Source organism: Bacillus sp. SKDU12 (assembly GCF_010093085.1).
Classification (GTDB): domain Bacteria; phylum Bacillota; class Bacilli; order Bacillales; family Bacillaceae; genus Bacillus; species Bacillus mexicanus.
Genome location: NZ_MSRC01000010.1, coordinates 49,530 through 63,884, shown reverse-complemented (window position 1 = coordinate 63,884; position 14,355 = coordinate 49,530). Strand labels below are relative to the sequence as shown.

Below are 14,355 nucleotides of genomic sequence, written 5' to 3'. Positions count from 1 at the left end.
TCTGCCTATTACCGGCGGCGTGTTATACTGAACAAAAACGGAAAAAGGGTGGATTTCATGTGGAAGGAAAACGTATTTGTCACGCCTCCATACCATTTTGACCGCGTGCTGGACAGACTGTCTTTAGATCCTCTCAATGCGGTAAATAGAGAAGCGAGGAATATTCGCGTGCCGATCAGAAGCCAAGCGGGAGACGTACGTATTGTAAAGGTACAGGCGTTAGGAAACGCGGATGCGCCTGAGTTTCTTGTCAGCGGGGAAATGGATCAGGAAGAGATGATGATGGAAATCAAACGGATTTTTCAATGGGAACATGATTTACAGCACGTGCTCGATCATTTCTCGAAAACGAGTCTGTCCGCCATTTTTGAAGAGCATGCCGGCACGCCTATTGTATTGGACTACAATGTGTACAACTGCATCATGAAATGCATCATCCACCAGCAGCTCAATCTTTCCTTCGCTTATACGTTAACAGAACGGTTTGTCCATGCGTTTGGCGAGCAGAAGGACGGCGTATGGTGCTATCCAAAGCCTGAAACCATTGCGGAACTCGATTATCAAGATCTGCGCGATCTGCAATTCAGCATGAAAAAAGCAGAATATGCGATTGATACATCAAGGCTGATCACAGAGGGCGAACTCGACTTATCAGAACTGCCGCATATGACGGATGAAGATATCATGAAGAAACTGGTCAAAATCAGGGGGATTGGCCCGTGGACTGTGCAAAACGTTCTCATGTTCGGCCTTGGGCGCCCTAATTTATTCCCGCTTGCCGATATAGGCCTCCAGAATGCGATCAAACGCCATTTTCAGCTGGACGATAAACCGGCAAAGGATGTCATGCTGGCGATGAGCAAGGAATGGGAGCCTTATTTAAGCTATGCGTCTTTGTATTTATGGAGGAGTATCGAATAATTCGTCTGACAATGAAGGAAATCCTTCAAACGTGTTATACTAGAAAGATGTGAAAAAACATTTCACTTTCTGCCATCTGCAGAAAGCTTCATATAGAAACGGAGAGAACAATGTGAATCAACAAAAGAAACAGGCGCCCGTCGAACTGAAGGTCGGACAAACCTTTCCGCTGACAATTAAGCGTCTCGGCATTAACGGCGAAGGTGTCGGCTACTTTAAGAAAAAAGTCGTCTTTGTACCCGGCGCGCTTCCTGGCGAAGAGGTTGTCGTGCAAGCCACAAAGGTTCAGCCGAAGTTTTCGGAGGGCCGCGTGAAGAAGATCCGCAAGGCGTCGGAGCACCGCGTGGCACCGCCTTGTCCCGTATATGAACAGTGCGGCGGCTGTCAGCTTCAGCACCTTGCATACAGCCAGCAGCTTCGTGAAAAACGCGACATCGTCATTCAGTCACTTGAACGCCATACGAAGTTTAAAGTGGAAAGTATGGACATCAAAGAAACGATCGGAATGGATGACCCGTGGAATTACCGCAACAAAAGCCAATTCCAGATCGGGCGCTCGCAAAGCGGCAGCATCATCGCCGGCTTATACGGCCTTGATTCTCATGACATCGTCCCGATTAAAGATTGCATCGTTCAGCATCCGGCAACCAACAAAACAACAGGCATCGTCCGCCGCATTTTAGAGGATTTTAATGTGTCTGTTTATAATGAACGGAAACGAAAAGGCGATGTTCGCACCATTGTGACGAGAGTCGGCTTTGAAACAGGCGAAGTGCAGGTCGTGCTTGTAACGGCGAAAGAAACCCTTCCGCACAAGGAAGAAATCGTCAAAGCGATCCAAAAGCGCTTGCCAGAGGTCAAATCGATTATTCAAAACGTAAACGGAGCGAAAACCTCAGTTATTTTCGGTGAGAAATCAAAACCGCTCGCCGGAAAAACAGTGATCCAAGAGGTGCTCGGTGACGTATCCTTTGAACTGAGCGCCCGCGCCTTCTTCCAGCTCAACCCGGAGCAAACCGTCAAGCTGTATGACGAAGTGAAAAAAGCGACACAGCTGACTGGGAAAGAAAAAGTTGTTGACGCATACTGCGGCGTCGGCACTATCGGTATGTGGGTAGCGGACGGAGCGAAGGAAGTCCGCGGCATGGACGTCATTAAGGATTCAATTGATGATGCCAAGAAAAACGCCAAAAAACATGGCATGACAAATGCCACATATGTAACAGGAACAGCCGAACACTGGCTCCCGAAATGGACGAAAGAAGGCTTCCGTCCGGACGTCGTCATCGTTGACCCGCCGAGAACCGGCTGTGACAGCACATTCTTGGAGACGATCAAAAAAGTTAAACCGAAACGCTTTGTCTACGTTTCCTGCAACCCATCCACACTTGCGAAGGATTTGCAGGCGCTGTCGAAGGACTACCGCGTCGAATATATTCAGCCTGTTGATATGTTTCCGCAGACGGCTCATGTGGAAGCTGTGGCGAAGCTTGTTTTGAAATCGTCTCACTAAAAATAAACAATTTCTCATCAGATCTGGATTTTGGCAGAAAGAACATTGCCGATTTCCGGATCTTTTTCATGTGCAGATTATTATTTTAACTGACGAAAAGAGTTGAAAAAACGTGAGATAAGCGAATGAAAACAGCTAATTTCGAGCAGAAAAATGCAGAAAAAGTCTATTCCAACTCGAACGGTGGAATGCGGATTGTTGGAAGGGTCTGATTTAGGAAAAGTACATAGTAAGAGGGAAGAGATTTTACTACTCCGAAAGTGCCGGCATAACTCTATCCAGTTCTCAAATCCGTTATAGCGGCAGCCAATAATAAAAATTGGTCGTTTCTTAAAAAAGACCTAAAAAAGGTTATTAAACAGTTAAAACTCTAACACTTATCGTTCGATGATAATCATTGAAGGTTGGAATTAAAACAGTCCACATACCGACTTATGAAGGTGGTGAGAAAAGAAGTTGGCACATCTGCTGCTTCATAATATAATGATTTTAGATGGACACTTAGTAAAAAAATGCAGAAAAGGAAACTGATTAAATGGGTAAAGTAAACAAAAAACGACCGTTATATAAAAGAAGTTGGTTTCTCACGGTTTTGGCATTTTTAGTTTCACAGCTTTATTTTAATTTTGTAGAATTAACGGGATGGGGTCCTAAGTATAGAGAAATGAATGGATTCCCGGCAAACATAGTTGAACTGGATTTCTTTCAAAAATGTCTTTCATTCTATGATAATCCATGGTTTAATATTGTCACTGTTTTCTTGGGGATTTTCACTATTATACAAATCATCACAGGTATAACAAAGGATATTCGAAATGAAAGCAATAACTTCTGATGCATTATTTAATTATGAAAGAAACTTTCTTATTAATCTTATGAATGAAGACTGCGGCACTTAGTCAGCAGTCTATTTTATTGGTTTTGGATCAGAGTTACCGAATCGTAACCTTATCCAAACATATTTATAGGTGATTTCTGGCGGCGCCTTATAAAAGTAATTATTTATATTTTTTATGCAGATATTTTGTTTATAAGTATAACTTTAAAACTAAAACGTTATAAAGATATTGACATATGGCTAATTATTTTGCATTGGTAATAGAGAGAACTCATATGATATTCTATTTAGGTTGGAATCCTTTTTATCCAAAAAGTTCATAAGTAAGACCGCTACGAAAGATGAAGGTCAGCGCTAATATTAATAAACCACAATATAAACAAGGTGCAGATAATCATCACACTATTTCTCTTAGAACCTATTAAAGGTTAAGGAGTTTGACTGTGTTGATCAGAAATGAATGGTATGAGGATAACTATAGCGACAGTGTCTATTACGTTAACTCAATTAATGTGTTCACTTTTTCAGTGTAAAAAGTGAAATGTTCAAAATTTACTATCGTTTGATAAGAAATGCTTTCGCGTGCTATAAGTGTAAAAAGGAAAGCATGGTCAGTTTTTTAATAAATGATGCAGCCGTATTCCCTAATGAAAGGATTTGAATGAGTGATGATAGATAATTTCTGGCGTGAATTGCCACGACCATTTTTTGTGCTGGCACCAATGGAAGATGTGACAGATGTCGTGTTCCGCCATGTCGTAAGTGAAGCTGGCAGACCCGATGTGTTCTTTACGGAGTTTACAAACTCAGAAAGTTACTGTCACCCAGATGGGAAGGATAGTGTGCGCGGACGTTTGACGTTTACAGAAGATGAACAACCAATGGTAGCTCATATATGGGGAGATAAGCCTGAAAACTTTCGGCAAATGAGTATTGGGATGGCGGAATTAGGGTTTAAGGGTCTGGATATCAATATGGGCTGTCCTGTACCTAATGTGACGAGGAATGGAAAGGGAAGCGGCCTGATTTGCCGTCCTGACATTGCAGCAGAATTAATACAAGCTGCAAAAGCAGGGGGACTGCCTGTAAGTGTGAAGACAAGGCTTGGTTATACGGATGTGGATGAATGGCGCGACTGGCTGACACACATCTTGAAGCAAGACATTGCGAATCTTTCCATCCATCTTCGTACAAGGTCGGAAATGAGTAAAGTAGATGCGCATTGGGAACTGATCCCGGAAATTAAGAAACTTCGTGACGAGGTGGCACCGGATACTCTTCTTACTATTAATGGAGATATTCCTGATCGTGAAACGGGCTTAAAACTTGCTGAACAATACGGTGTTGATGGAATTATGATTGGACGAGGTATTTTTACAAATCCATTCGCCTTTGAAAAGGAGCCGAAAGAGCATAGCAGCAAAGAATTGCTGGATCTCTTAAGGCTGCATCTCGATCTTCATGATCAATATTCAGCATTAGAAGCCCGTCCATACAAGCCTCTTCCTCGCTTTTTCAAGATTTATCTCCGTGGATTCCGCGGAGCAAGTGAATTAAGAAACCAATGCATGAACACAAAATCAACGGATGAAGTGCGTGCATTGCTCGATGAATTTGAGGAAAAGTATCTTGACGGGGCGGAGCTAAAGTGAAAAATTATTCCAATTCAAGGTGAGCGGGGCAGGGATATTAAACGGGTATAATGCGGTATTTCGCCGGATTATTCCTGCCGGTTGTCATCATTTGAAAAACTGCCGAGAAATTGTTGAAATCTTATAAGAATCAAGATAGCAGGGATCATTGTCTTTGCTATCTTTTTTTATATAAAAGGATAAGATAAAATACATGGTAATCATAGGGGCTGTAATGAAGGGGGTTAATTATATGAAAGAATTTCCTATAATTGAAACAAAAAGATTGATTTTAAGAGAAGTAAACGTTGAAGATGCCAAGGATATGCTACCGTATCTTTCAGATCAAGATGTTGTAAAGCCGATGGGATTAGCCCCCTTTGAAACAACTAGTGATGTTTGTACAGAGATTAAGTGGTATCAATCCATATTTGAAAAAGGTACAGGAATCAGATGGGGCATTACACTTAAAGATTCTGGCATCGTCATAGGAAGTTGCGGATTTCTGAATAGAATCGCAAAACATTATCGAGCTGAGGTTGGGTATGAATTACGCAAAGATTACTGGAGAAAAGGCATCGTCAGTGAAGCGTTAGAAGCTGTCGTCAAATATGGATATAACCACTTGCAGCTGGAAAGGATTGAAGCTCTTATTGAACCTTCTAATATCCCTTCGATAAAACTCATAGAAAAACAAGGTTTTAGCAGAGAGGGTTTGCTGAGACATTATGAATTTGCTTGTGGTAGATTCGAAGATTTATATATGTATTCAATGATCAAAGGAGAATTTACATCTGGAAGGTAAAATGATTTTTACCTAATGCCTTTTTTATATGAAACAGAAATAGGGGGAGAGAAAAATGAAACGACTATGCATCATCCCCTGCGGCAAGAAAAAAATATGGGACGTCTATCCGGATACCGGACCAACAAGGGCGAAAGACGCTTATCTTAGCCCGTTCCATCAAGCGTGCGAGCGATATGCAAGAACATTTTTCGATGAGTGGGTGATTTTGTCGGCGAAGCACGGATTTCTGCGTCCAGATGATATCGTATCTGAAAATTACGATGTGACGTTTGGCACCGGTCATTTGGATATCATGACAACAGAGAAGTTGCGCCGCCAATTTTGCGAAAAGGGATTTTCTGATATCGAAGAGCTCGTCATGCTTGGCGGGAAAAAATATCGAAGCGTCCTAAACGCCGTCGTTGGCGAACATCAGCATATTCGCTGGCCACTGTCCTCATACAAAGGCATTGGCTACATGCTTCAAGCGCTGAATCGGGCTGTTGAAGAAAAGCAAGAATTGTAGCACATATATATGGCAAACAACCAGCATGATAGATTGTATGCAGTAGGATGGGAATGGCGGTATTGATCCAATTGATCTTCTTCCGCAAAAAATGATTCAGCCAAACAAGGAAAAAAATGAAACAGTCGAAACATTTCCGAGGAAATAAATAGTCGAATATTGTCAAAGACCGCTTCATCCTCGGTCTTTTTTGTATGCCATAAAACGAGACAAATAGATCAGATCGAGACAAAATGAGACACCTGTCTCGAACTGTCTCAAGTGTAAAAACAAAAACATTGATTTTACGGACTCAAAAGACTGGCACGCTTTTTGCTTTTGTTAAGGTGAACCCTAAATAGAAGGAGGCACACAAAATGGAATTGTTAAAACGAGAAGGCTTATCATTAACTGAGGAAAAATCGCTCTGGATGTACCAGAAGATGCTGGAAATCAGGGGCTTTGAAGACAAAGTGCATGAACTGTTCGCACAGGGGGTGCTTCCCGGATTCGTCCATTTGTATGCCGGTGAGGAAGCGGTAGCTGTAGGTGTGTGCGCTCATTTACATGATGGCGACAGCATTACAAGCACGCACAGGGGGCATGGGCATTGTATTGCCAAAGGCTGTGATCTGGACGGCATGATGGCGGAAATATTCGGAAAAGCGACTGGACTGTGCAAAGGCAAGGGAGGCTCTATGCACATTGCGGATCTCGATAAAGGCATGTTAGGAGCAAATGGAATTGTCGGAGGCGGATTTACGCTCGCATGCGGTTCAGCGCTCACCGCTAAATATAAACAGACTAAAAATGTAAGCGTTTGCTTTTTTGGGGATGGCGCAAACAATCAAGGCTCCTTCCATGAAGGGATGAACTTAGCAGCGGTATGGAATCTTCCTGTTGTGTTTATCGCTGAAAACAATGGCTACGGCGAAGCCACACCATTTGAGTATGCGTCTGCCTGTGATTCAATCGCCGATCGGGCGGCTGCCTATAACATGCCAGGGATCACTGTTGACGGAAAAGATATTTTAGCAGTTTACCAGGCTGCCGAGGAAGCGGTAGAACGTGCAAGAAATGGCGGTGGCCCATCTTTGATTGAATGTATAACCTACAGAAACTATGGTCATTTCGAAGGAGATGCCCAAACCTATAAAACAAAGGATGAAAGAACTGAGCATCTTGAAGAAAAGGACGCTATTCAAGGCTTTAAAAACTATCTATTGAAAGAAACAGATGCTAATAAACTGTCTGAAATCGAACAGCGTGTCAGCGAATCAATTGAAAAAGCTGTCTCGTTCGGCGAAGACAGTCCATATCCGAAGGAATCAGAGCTGCTGACGGACGTGTATGTGTCATATGAAAAAGGGGGAATGTGAGATGGCGAGAGTCATAAGCATGTCTAACGCGATTAATGAAGCGATGAAGCTTGCGATGAGAAGAGATGAAAATGTACTTTTGATCGGCGAGGATGTCGCCGGGGGAGCGGCGGTCGATCATTTGCAGGATGATGAAGCCTGGGGCGGCGTATTAGGCGTGACAAAGGGGCTCGTACAGGAATTCGGGCGAGCAAGAGTGCTGGATACACCGATTTCTGAGGCGGGTTATATGGGAGCGGCTATGGCTGCGGCATCAACCGGCTTGAGACCAATTGCTGAGCTGATGTTCAACGACTTTATCGGCACATGCTTTGATCAGGTAATGAATCAAGGCGCGAAATTCCGCTATATGTTCGGCGGAAAAGCCCAAGTGCCGATCACCGTCCGCACCACATACGGGGCGGGGTTCAGAGCCGCTGCCCAGCATTCACAGGCGCTGTATGGCCTTTTCACCAGTATCCCGGGGCTGAAGACGGTGGTTCCGTCCAATCCGTATGACGCGAAAGGCCTGCTGCTGGCAGCAATCGAAGACAATGACCCGGTTTTCTTTTTTGAAGACAAAACGTCCTACAACATGAAGGGTGAGGTGCCGGAAGAGTATTATACGATCCCGCTTGGGAAGGCGGATATTAAACGAGAAGGCGGTGATATCACGCTATTTGCGGTCGGCAAACAGGTCAATACAGCACTTGAAGCGGCAGCACAGCTTTCCGAAAAAGGCATTGAAGCCGAGGTGCTTGATCCCCGCAGTCTGTCTCCTTTGGATGAGGAAGCGATTTTCACTTCGTTGGAAAAAACAAACCGGCTGGTCATCATTGATGAAGCCAATCCACGCTGCAGCATTGCCACGGATATTGCTGCGATTGTCGCCGACAAAGGCTTCGATTTGCTTGATGCGCCGATTAAACGGATTACAGCGCCGCATACACCAGTGCCGTTTTCGCCAGTGCTCGAAGATCAATATATGCCGACACCAGATCAAATTGTCAGCGTCACGCTTGAATTGCTTGGCGAACCGGCAATGAATTAAAGGGGGGATACAAATGGCGGTTAAAGTAGTGATGCCAAAATTGGGAATGGCGATGAAGCAAGGAGAAGTATCGATATGGAATAAAAAAGTAGGCGATCTGGTTGAAAAAGGAGAAAGCATTGCCAGCATTCAATCGGAGAAAATTGAAATGGATATCGAGGCGCCTGAAAAAGGAACGCTGATCGATATTAAGGTAAAAGAAGGAGAAGAGGTCCCGCCTGGCACAGCGATCTGCTACATCGGGAATGCCAATGAATCGGTGCAGGAGGAGGCGAAAGAGCCTGCTGCAAAAGACAGCGAACTGCCAGCCGTTCAGCCCGCAAAACAAGAAAACAAACCTGCAAAAGTCAAAAAAGAACGTATCAAAATATCCCCAGTCGCCAAAAAAATCGCTGAAAAAGCAGGATTAGACGTGAAACAACTGAAAGGCAGCGGGCCAGGCGGACGAATCGTGAAAGATGATGTCACAAAGGCGCTTGCTGAACAGAAAAATAAGCAGGCAGAGCCGTTTTTTGAGCAGAAGGCGCAAGAAACGCCAGTGACGGGCATGAGAAAAGTCATCGCTGCCCGGATGCAGGAAAGCTTGGCAAACAGCGCGCAACTGACGATTACGATGAAGGCTGATATCACCAGGCTGACCGCCCTTCAAAAACAGTTTTCGCCAACGGCCGAAGAGCGGTACGGCACAAAGCTGACGATCACTCATTTTGTCTCAAGAGCAGCCGTTCTCGCTCTGCAAGCTCATCCTGTGCTGAACAGCTTTTATCAAAACGAGCGCATCATCACACATCCGCACGTACACCTTGGAATGGCTGTGGCCTTGGAAAATGGCTTGGTTGTGCCTGTGATCCGTCATGCTGAACAGAAATCACTGATCGAACTGGCTCAATCCATCACAGAACATGCCAAAAAAGCGCGGGAGGGACGTGCTGAGAGCGAAGAACTGCAAGGCTCAACCTTCTCCATTACAAACCTAGGAGCTTTCGGAGTCGAGCATTTCACCCCGATATTAAATCCGCCGGAAACAGGCATTCTCGGCATCGGAGCAAGCTATGACACGCCAGTGTATGATGGGGAGGAAATTGTCAGAAGCACGATTCTGCCGCTCAGCCTGACATTTGATCATAGAACCTGTGACGGCGCCCCGGCCGCTGCGTTTCTGAAGGCCATTCAAACCTATATAGAAGAACCGGCAGCATTAATTTTATAGAAAAAGCAGGTGAATCGACATGACATTAGCCATTATCGGCGGCGGGCCTGCAGGCTATGCGGCTGCAGTCTCCGCGGCACAGCAGGGCAGAAACGTACTGCTGATTGACAAAGGCCCGCTTGGAGGAACATGTCTGAATGAAGGCTGCATCCCGACGAAGTCTTTGTTAGAAAGCGCAAATGTTCTTGATAAAATCAAGCATGCTGACCGCTTTGGAATCGAGCTTCCAACTGGTGAGATATCGGTTGATTGGAGCAAAATGCAGAATCGAAAACTGCAGGTTGTCAGACAGCTTGTCCAAGGCGTTCAGTATTTAATGAAGAAAAATCAAATACAGGTTGTGAAAGGGGAAGCCTCCTTTCTTTCTGACAGAAAGCTCTTGATTGAAGGAGAGAATGGAAAAGAAATCAGAGAGGCGGACCACATATTGATTGCAACCGGATCAGAGCCAATCGAGCTGCCATTCGCCCCATTTGACGGTGAATGGATCATCGACAGCAAGGATGCGCTTTCTCTTTCTGAGATTCCGTCTTCGCTTGTCATTGTCGGCGGCGGTGTCATCGGCTGTGAATATGCCGGCTTGTTTGCCAGATTGGGGTCGAAGGTGACCATCATTGAAACAGCCGGCCAGCTGATTCCGACTGAAGATGAAGATATTGCCCGCCTCTTTCAGGAGAAGCTCGAAGAAGACGGTGTGGAAGTGCATACGTCATCCAAGTTAGAGAGAGTAGATCAAACGGCCAAAACGGCTATATGGAAAAGCGGGCAGAGAGAGCTTAAAACAAAGACCGATTATGTCCTGGTGGCGATCGGCAGAAAACCTCGTCTTGACGGATTACAGCTGGAGCAGGCCGGCGTTGATTTTTCTTCAACAGGCATTCCAGTGAACGACCACATGCAAACCAATATGTCTCATATTTATGCGTGCGGAGACGCAATCGGAGGCATTCAGCTGGCGCATGCGGCTTTCCATGAAGGCATCATCGCTGCTTCACATGCTTCCGGAAGAGATGTCAAAATCAATGAGAAACATGTACCGCGCTGCATCTATACATCTCCGGAAATCGCGTGCATCGGGATGACAGAAAAAGAGGCAAGAACCGTATATGGTGATGTGAAAATTGGTGAATTTCCGTTTTCCGCAAATGGCAAGGCGCTCATTAAGCAGCAAGCGGAAGGAAAGGTCAAAATTGTGGCAGAACCGGAATTCGGAGAAATCGTCGGTGTCTCGATGATTGGTCCTGATGTGACCGAACTCATCGGCCAGGCAGCTGCGATTATGAATGGTGAGATGACGGCAGATATGGCGGAGCATTTTATCGCTGCCCATCCGACACTGTCAGAAACACTGCACGAGGCGCTGTTAAGCACGATCGGGCTTGCAGTGCATGCCTAACATGGAAAAAGCAGACGCAGGAATACAAGGCGTCTGCTTTTTTATTATTGAAAGCGCTTTATTTTTCCCCTACAATAGATGAAAACGGCGTGTGAGGGAGGAGCGATCAAGGAAATGAATTCGATCCCAAACGATTTGCAAACCTGGAAACGTTTTGTGAAAGACGGTGTGCTTGACGAAGCGCGATTAAGAAAACGGATCGCCGAGTCATGGCATCGCTGCAAAAAAGCTGAGGTGAATCCTTTTTTAGAAAAAGGACCAAAGGTGTTACAGCAAACCGAGCTGGATCAGCAGGTAAAAAAGCATTCATTCTTCCTATTGACCGCAAAGCCTTATCTCGACAAATTGCTGCCTGCCGTGAAAGAAATGGAAATGCTGGCGCTGTTAATTGATTCAGACGGCGTTGTTTTGGCTCTGGACGGCCATCCCCGCGCGCTCTATGAAGCCAAGCGCATCAACTTTGTCGAGGGAGCGCGCTGGACGGAAACGGCTGTCGGAACCAATGCGATTGGCACGTCGCTACACATCAGTGAGCCGGTTGCGATACAAGGCTCAGAACATTACTCCATCGCTTCCCATCAGTGGAACTGTTCAGCCGCACCAATTCGCCATGAGGATGGCAGCCTTGCGGGTGTAATCGACATATCGTGTTCGGCAGGAGGCACACATCCTCATATGCTCGGTATTGCTACGGCGATTGCCTATGCCGCGGAACGAGAGCTGGCAGCGAAGAGCCGCGAAAAAGAGCTGGAGCTGATCAGCCGTTTTGGGGACAGGGCAGCATCCCGTGTGCCGATGGTGCTCTGCAATACGAAACAGCACATCATCAGCGCGAGCATGCCGATTCGAACCTTAATGCCGGATTGGCAGAACCGGCACTTGTATGAGTTGAAGGAACGAGGCTTTTCTATCGAAAAAGCTGTCACCATAGGAGATGGCGGTACTTGTTTTTATCTCTCCGAACAAAAGAAAAAGACGGCTTTTCAATTGAATGGAGTCATCGGGCAAAGCGACAGATCGCAAGCAATGCTGAAGAGCCTGAAACGAGCGGCTGCGGCAGATGCAACGGTCTGTCTGTCAGGGGAAACTGGCACGGGGAAAGAAGTCGCGGCCCGCGCGCTTCATGAAAACAGTGAGCGGAGGCACGGCCCGTTTGTGGCTGTCAATTGCGGAGCGATCCCATCGGACTTGATTGAAAGTGAGCTGTTCGGCTATGCGGAGGGTGCTTTTACAGGAGCGAAACGAAACGGCTATAAAGGCGCCTTTCAACAAGCGAATCAAGGAACCTTATTTTTAGATGAAATCGGAGAAATTTCTCACTCCATGCAGGTTGCGCTTTTACGGGTGCTTCAGGAACGCAGGATTACGCCGGTTGGCGGAACGAAAGAAATTCCGGTTAATATTAGAGTCATCGCCGCTACACACTGTGATTTGCGCGAGCTGGCTGACAGCGGGAAAATCAGAGAGGACTTGTTTTATCGGCTCCATGTCTATCCGATCGAGCTTCCCCCTTTACGCGACCGCCCCGAAGATATTCCGGCTCTCTTTCAGTACTACAAACAGAAAAACCATTGGCCTGGCGAGCTCCCCCATGCTTTTTTGGAGGCGATGAAGCAATGGAAGTGGCCTGGAAATATTCGCGAACTGTTTAATGTCTTTGAACGTCTTGCCATCAGATACCCAGATGGCCAGCTGAGAGATGAGCCGCTTACCGCTTTACTGGAAGCTGCGGGACTGCAATTCAGCCCGGCAGAAAAAAAGCCGGCCGCTGCCGGCGCACTGAGCCTTCGTGAGCAAATCCAAAAGGACATCATCATCAAAGCGCTTGAATCAGCAAAAGGAAACATCTCTCAAGCTGCCAAAATCAGCGGGATCCCACGAAGCACTTTCTACAAACGGCTGAAAAGATTCAGCGTGTCCTCCGAATCATAAAGCATACTTCCTTTGGAAAATGGAAACATTATGTATGAAGGAGGGTGTTTGAATGAATAGTCAAAGGGCGAAAGAAATTGTAGAATCTCCCGACATGAAAAAAGTAACATATAATGGCGTTTCTATTTATATTCAGCACGTGAATGAAGAAAACGGTACAGCGAGAATTTATCCGCTGGATGAACCGCAGCAAGAGCATGAAGTGCAGCTTTCTAACTTAAAAGAAGAGTAAACAAAAATGGCCCGCTTCATAAGCAGGCCATTTTGTTATCCGCGCGGCGCAAATAGGATGACACAGACGCCGATGAGACAAATTGATGCACCGATCCAGTCATATAAATCAGGTGTTTTCCGATCGACAAGCCATCCCCAAAGGACCGCTAGCACAATGAATACTCCGCCATAAGCTGCGTATACGCGGCCGAAGGAAGGGAAGGGCTGAAACGTCGGTAAAATGCCGTAAACAATCAAGATCAGCGCCCCGGCGATCCCATAGCCGACTGGTTTTGCTTCTCTCAGCCACAGCCATACCAAATACCCGCCGCCAATTTCGGCAAGTCCCGCCGCGAGAAATAAAAGAATCGTAATCAGCATGACCGGCACTCCTTAACTTGCTATTCTTTTAATTATAAAGGGTGAGTGCTGTTAAAGCTTCGGGTTATTCTCAAATTCCTTCAAATACGCATTGCGCTGTAGATCTGTAAACTGGCCAATCCAATTGCTTTTTGCTTCTTTATTCATATAGGGGAGGATATAGCGTTCAACTGCTTCGAAAAACAGCGGATTTGCGATAATGTTCCAGGTAGGGATGCGAACGACTTTGCCGTCTGTTTTCTCAATGATGATATCCTCAAAAAAAACCCCTTTCAAACTGAAACGATGCCGTCCCATGTAAATCCGTTTCACTTCAGAAAACAGCACGCTGCGCTTCTTCGAGAAAATCCTGCCATCCGGCCCGGTTTTTACACTGAAAATGACATTTCCCCGGCTTGTGAATGCAGGAAAAGCCATAAGAAATGTAATCAAGCCATAAATGATCGCCAGCAATCCGATGCCCAAATAAACCAGGGCATATGTAGACTCAAATGTGAGAGCTTCAGACACCAGCCACACTCCTGCAATAAAGGCGCCCCCTGTGGCGAGGAACAGCCATATTCTAAAAAACATTCTGCTTTTGACCTGAATGACTTCATTGTTTTTCAATTGTGATTCT

14 protein-coding genes are annotated in these 14,355 nt (G+C 45.7%); 12 read left to right on the top strand and 2 right to left on the bottom strand.

Annotated features, from left to right (window positions below):
- The first annotated feature begins 57 nt into the window (after positions 1 to 57).
- From BTW01_RS10605 to BTW01_RS10550, 12 genes are all read left to right on the top strand, one after another.
- On the top strand, positions 58 to 921 hold the full coding sequence (locus BTW01_RS10605) for a DNA-3-methyladenine glycosylase family protein (RefSeq protein ID WP_162102950.1): 864 nt from the start codon (positions 58 to 60) through the stop codon (positions 919 to 921).
- A 112-nt stretch (positions 922 to 1,033) separates the two neighbouring features.
- Entirely contained in the window at positions 1,034 to 2,434 is a 1,401-nt protein-coding gene (gene rlmD, locus BTW01_RS10600) for a 23S rRNA (uracil(1939)-C(5))-methyltransferase RlmD (protein WP_162102949.1), read from the top strand.
- A 535-nt stretch (positions 2,435 to 2,969) separates the two neighbouring features.
- A complete protein-coding gene (locus BTW01_RS10595) occupies positions 2,970 to 3,269 on the top strand; it encodes a YfzA family protein (protein ID WP_162102948.1) in 300 nt (99 codons plus the stop codon).
- A 671-nt stretch (positions 3,270 to 3,940) separates the two neighbouring features.
- Positions 3,941 to 4,924 carry a tRNA dihydrouridine synthase gene (locus tag BTW01_RS10590; protein ID WP_162103012.1) on the top strand — a complete coding sequence of 328 codons (984 nt, stop codon included), beginning with the start codon at positions 3,941 to 3,943 and terminating at the stop codon, positions 4,922 to 4,924.
- Between the two features lie 232 nt (positions 4,925 to 5,156).
- Positions 5,157 to 5,708 carry a GNAT family N-acetyltransferase gene (locus BTW01_RS10585; protein WP_162102947.1) on the top strand — a complete coding sequence of 184 codons (552 nt, stop codon included), beginning with the start codon at positions 5,157 to 5,159 and terminating at the stop codon, positions 5,706 to 5,708.
- A 55-nt stretch (positions 5,709 to 5,763) separates the two neighbouring features.
- Complete coding sequence (locus tag BTW01_RS10580; RefSeq protein ID WP_162102946.1) at positions 5,764 to 6,216, top strand: DUF6884 domain-containing protein; 453 nt, start codon at positions 5,764 to 5,766, stop codon at positions 6,214 to 6,216.
- 356 nt (positions 6,217 to 6,572) lie between these two features.
- Positions 6,573 to 7,574, top strand: a complete 1,002-nt coding sequence (gene acoA, locus BTW01_RS10575; protein ID WP_162102945.1) for an acetoin:2,6-dichlorophenolindophenol oxidoreductase subunit alpha — start codon at positions 6,573 to 6,575, stop codon at positions 7,572 to 7,574.
- A gap of 1 nt (position 7,575) precedes the next feature.
- Positions 7,576 to 8,604 (top strand): acetoin:2,6-dichlorophenolindophenol oxidoreductase subunit beta, encoded by a 1,029-nt coding sequence (acoB, locus tag BTW01_RS10570; protein WP_162102944.1) that lies wholly within the window; start codon positions 7,576 to 7,578, stop codon positions 8,602 to 8,604.
- 13 nt (positions 8,605 to 8,617) lie between these two features.
- The gene (locus BTW01_RS10565; protein WP_162102943.1) at positions 8,618 to 9,814 is read left to right on the top strand and encodes a dihydrolipoamide acetyltransferase family protein; all 1,197 of its coding nucleotides are present in this window, start codon (positions 8,618 to 8,620) and stop codon (positions 9,812 to 9,814) included.
- Positions 9,815 to 9,833: 19 nt separating this feature from the next.
- Positions 9,834 to 11,210, top strand: coding sequence for a dihydrolipoyl dehydrogenase (lpdA, locus tag BTW01_RS10560; protein WP_162102942.1), 1,377 nt, complete (start codon positions 9,834 to 9,836; stop codon positions 11,208 to 11,210).
- A gap of 114 nt (positions 11,211 to 11,324) precedes the next feature.
- Positions 11,325 to 13,142, top strand: coding sequence for a sigma-54-dependent Fis family transcriptional regulator (locus tag BTW01_RS10555; RefSeq protein WP_162102941.1), 1,818 nt, complete (start codon positions 11,325 to 11,327; stop codon positions 13,140 to 13,142).
- A gap of 52 nt (positions 13,143 to 13,194) precedes the next feature.
- A complete protein-coding gene (locus tag BTW01_RS10550; RefSeq protein WP_162102940.1) occupies positions 13,195 to 13,374 on the top strand; it encodes a small acid-soluble spore protein H in 180 nt (59 codons plus the stop codon).
- 35 nt (positions 13,375 to 13,409) lie between these two features.
- Here BTW01_RS10550 and BTW01_RS10545 read toward each other — a convergent pair whose 3' ends face one another.
- Positions 13,410 to 13,736 carry a YnfA family protein gene (locus tag BTW01_RS10545; RefSeq protein WP_162102939.1) on the bottom strand — a complete coding sequence of 109 codons (327 nt, stop codon included), beginning with the start codon at positions 13,734 to 13,736 and terminating at the stop codon, positions 13,410 to 13,412.
- A gap of 51 nt (positions 13,737 to 13,787) precedes the next feature.
- Positions 13,788 to 14,345, bottom strand: coding sequence for a YfjD family protein (locus BTW01_RS10540; protein WP_162102938.1), 558 nt, complete (start codon positions 14,343 to 14,345; stop codon positions 13,788 to 13,790).
- Between the last annotated feature and the right edge of the window lie 10 nt (positions 14,346 to 14,355).

Bases quoted from the DNA above. Each gene is read 5' to 3' on its own strand.
- BTW01_RS10605 (WP_162102950.1), top strand. From the start codon at position 58: ATGTGGAAGGAAAACGTATTTGTCACGCCTCCATACCATTTTGACCGC.
- BTW01_RS10595 (WP_162102948.1), top strand. From the start codon at position 2,970: ATGGGTAAAGTAAACAAAAAACGACCGTTATATAAAAGAAGTTGGTTT.
- BTW01_RS10590 (WP_162103012.1), top strand. From the start codon at position 3,941: ATGATAGATAATTTCTGGCGTGAATTGCCACGACCATTTTTTGTGCTG.
- BTW01_RS10585 (WP_162102947.1), top strand. From the start codon at position 5,157: ATGAAAGAATTTCCTATAATTGAAACAAAAAGATTGATTTTAAGAGAA.
- BTW01_RS10580 (WP_162102946.1), top strand. From the start codon at position 5,764: ATGAAACGACTATGCATCATCCCCTGCGGCAAGAAAAAAATATGGGAC.
- acoA (WP_162102945.1), top strand. From the start codon at position 6,573: ATGGAATTGTTAAAACGAGAAGGCTTATCATTAACTGAGGAAAAATCG.
- acoB (WP_162102944.1), top strand. From the start codon at position 7,576: ATGGCGAGAGTCATAAGCATGTCTAACGCGATTAATGAAGCGATGAAG.
- BTW01_RS10565 (WP_162102943.1), top strand. From the start codon at position 8,618: ATGGCGGTTAAAGTAGTGATGCCAAAATTGGGAATGGCGATGAAGCAA.
- lpdA (WP_162102942.1), top strand. From the start codon at position 9,834: ATGACATTAGCCATTATCGGCGGCGGGCCTGCAGGCTATGCGGCTGCA.
- BTW01_RS10555 (WP_162102941.1), top strand. From the start codon at position 11,325: ATGAATTCGATCCCAAACGATTTGCAAACCTGGAAACGTTTTGTGAAA.
- BTW01_RS10550 (WP_162102940.1), top strand. From the start codon at position 13,195: ATGAATAGTCAAAGGGCGAAAGAAATTGTAGAATCTCCCGACATGAAA.
- BTW01_RS10545 (WP_162102939.1), bottom strand. From the start codon at position 13,736: ATGCTGATTACGATTCTTTTATTTCTCGCGGCGGGACTTGCCGAAATT.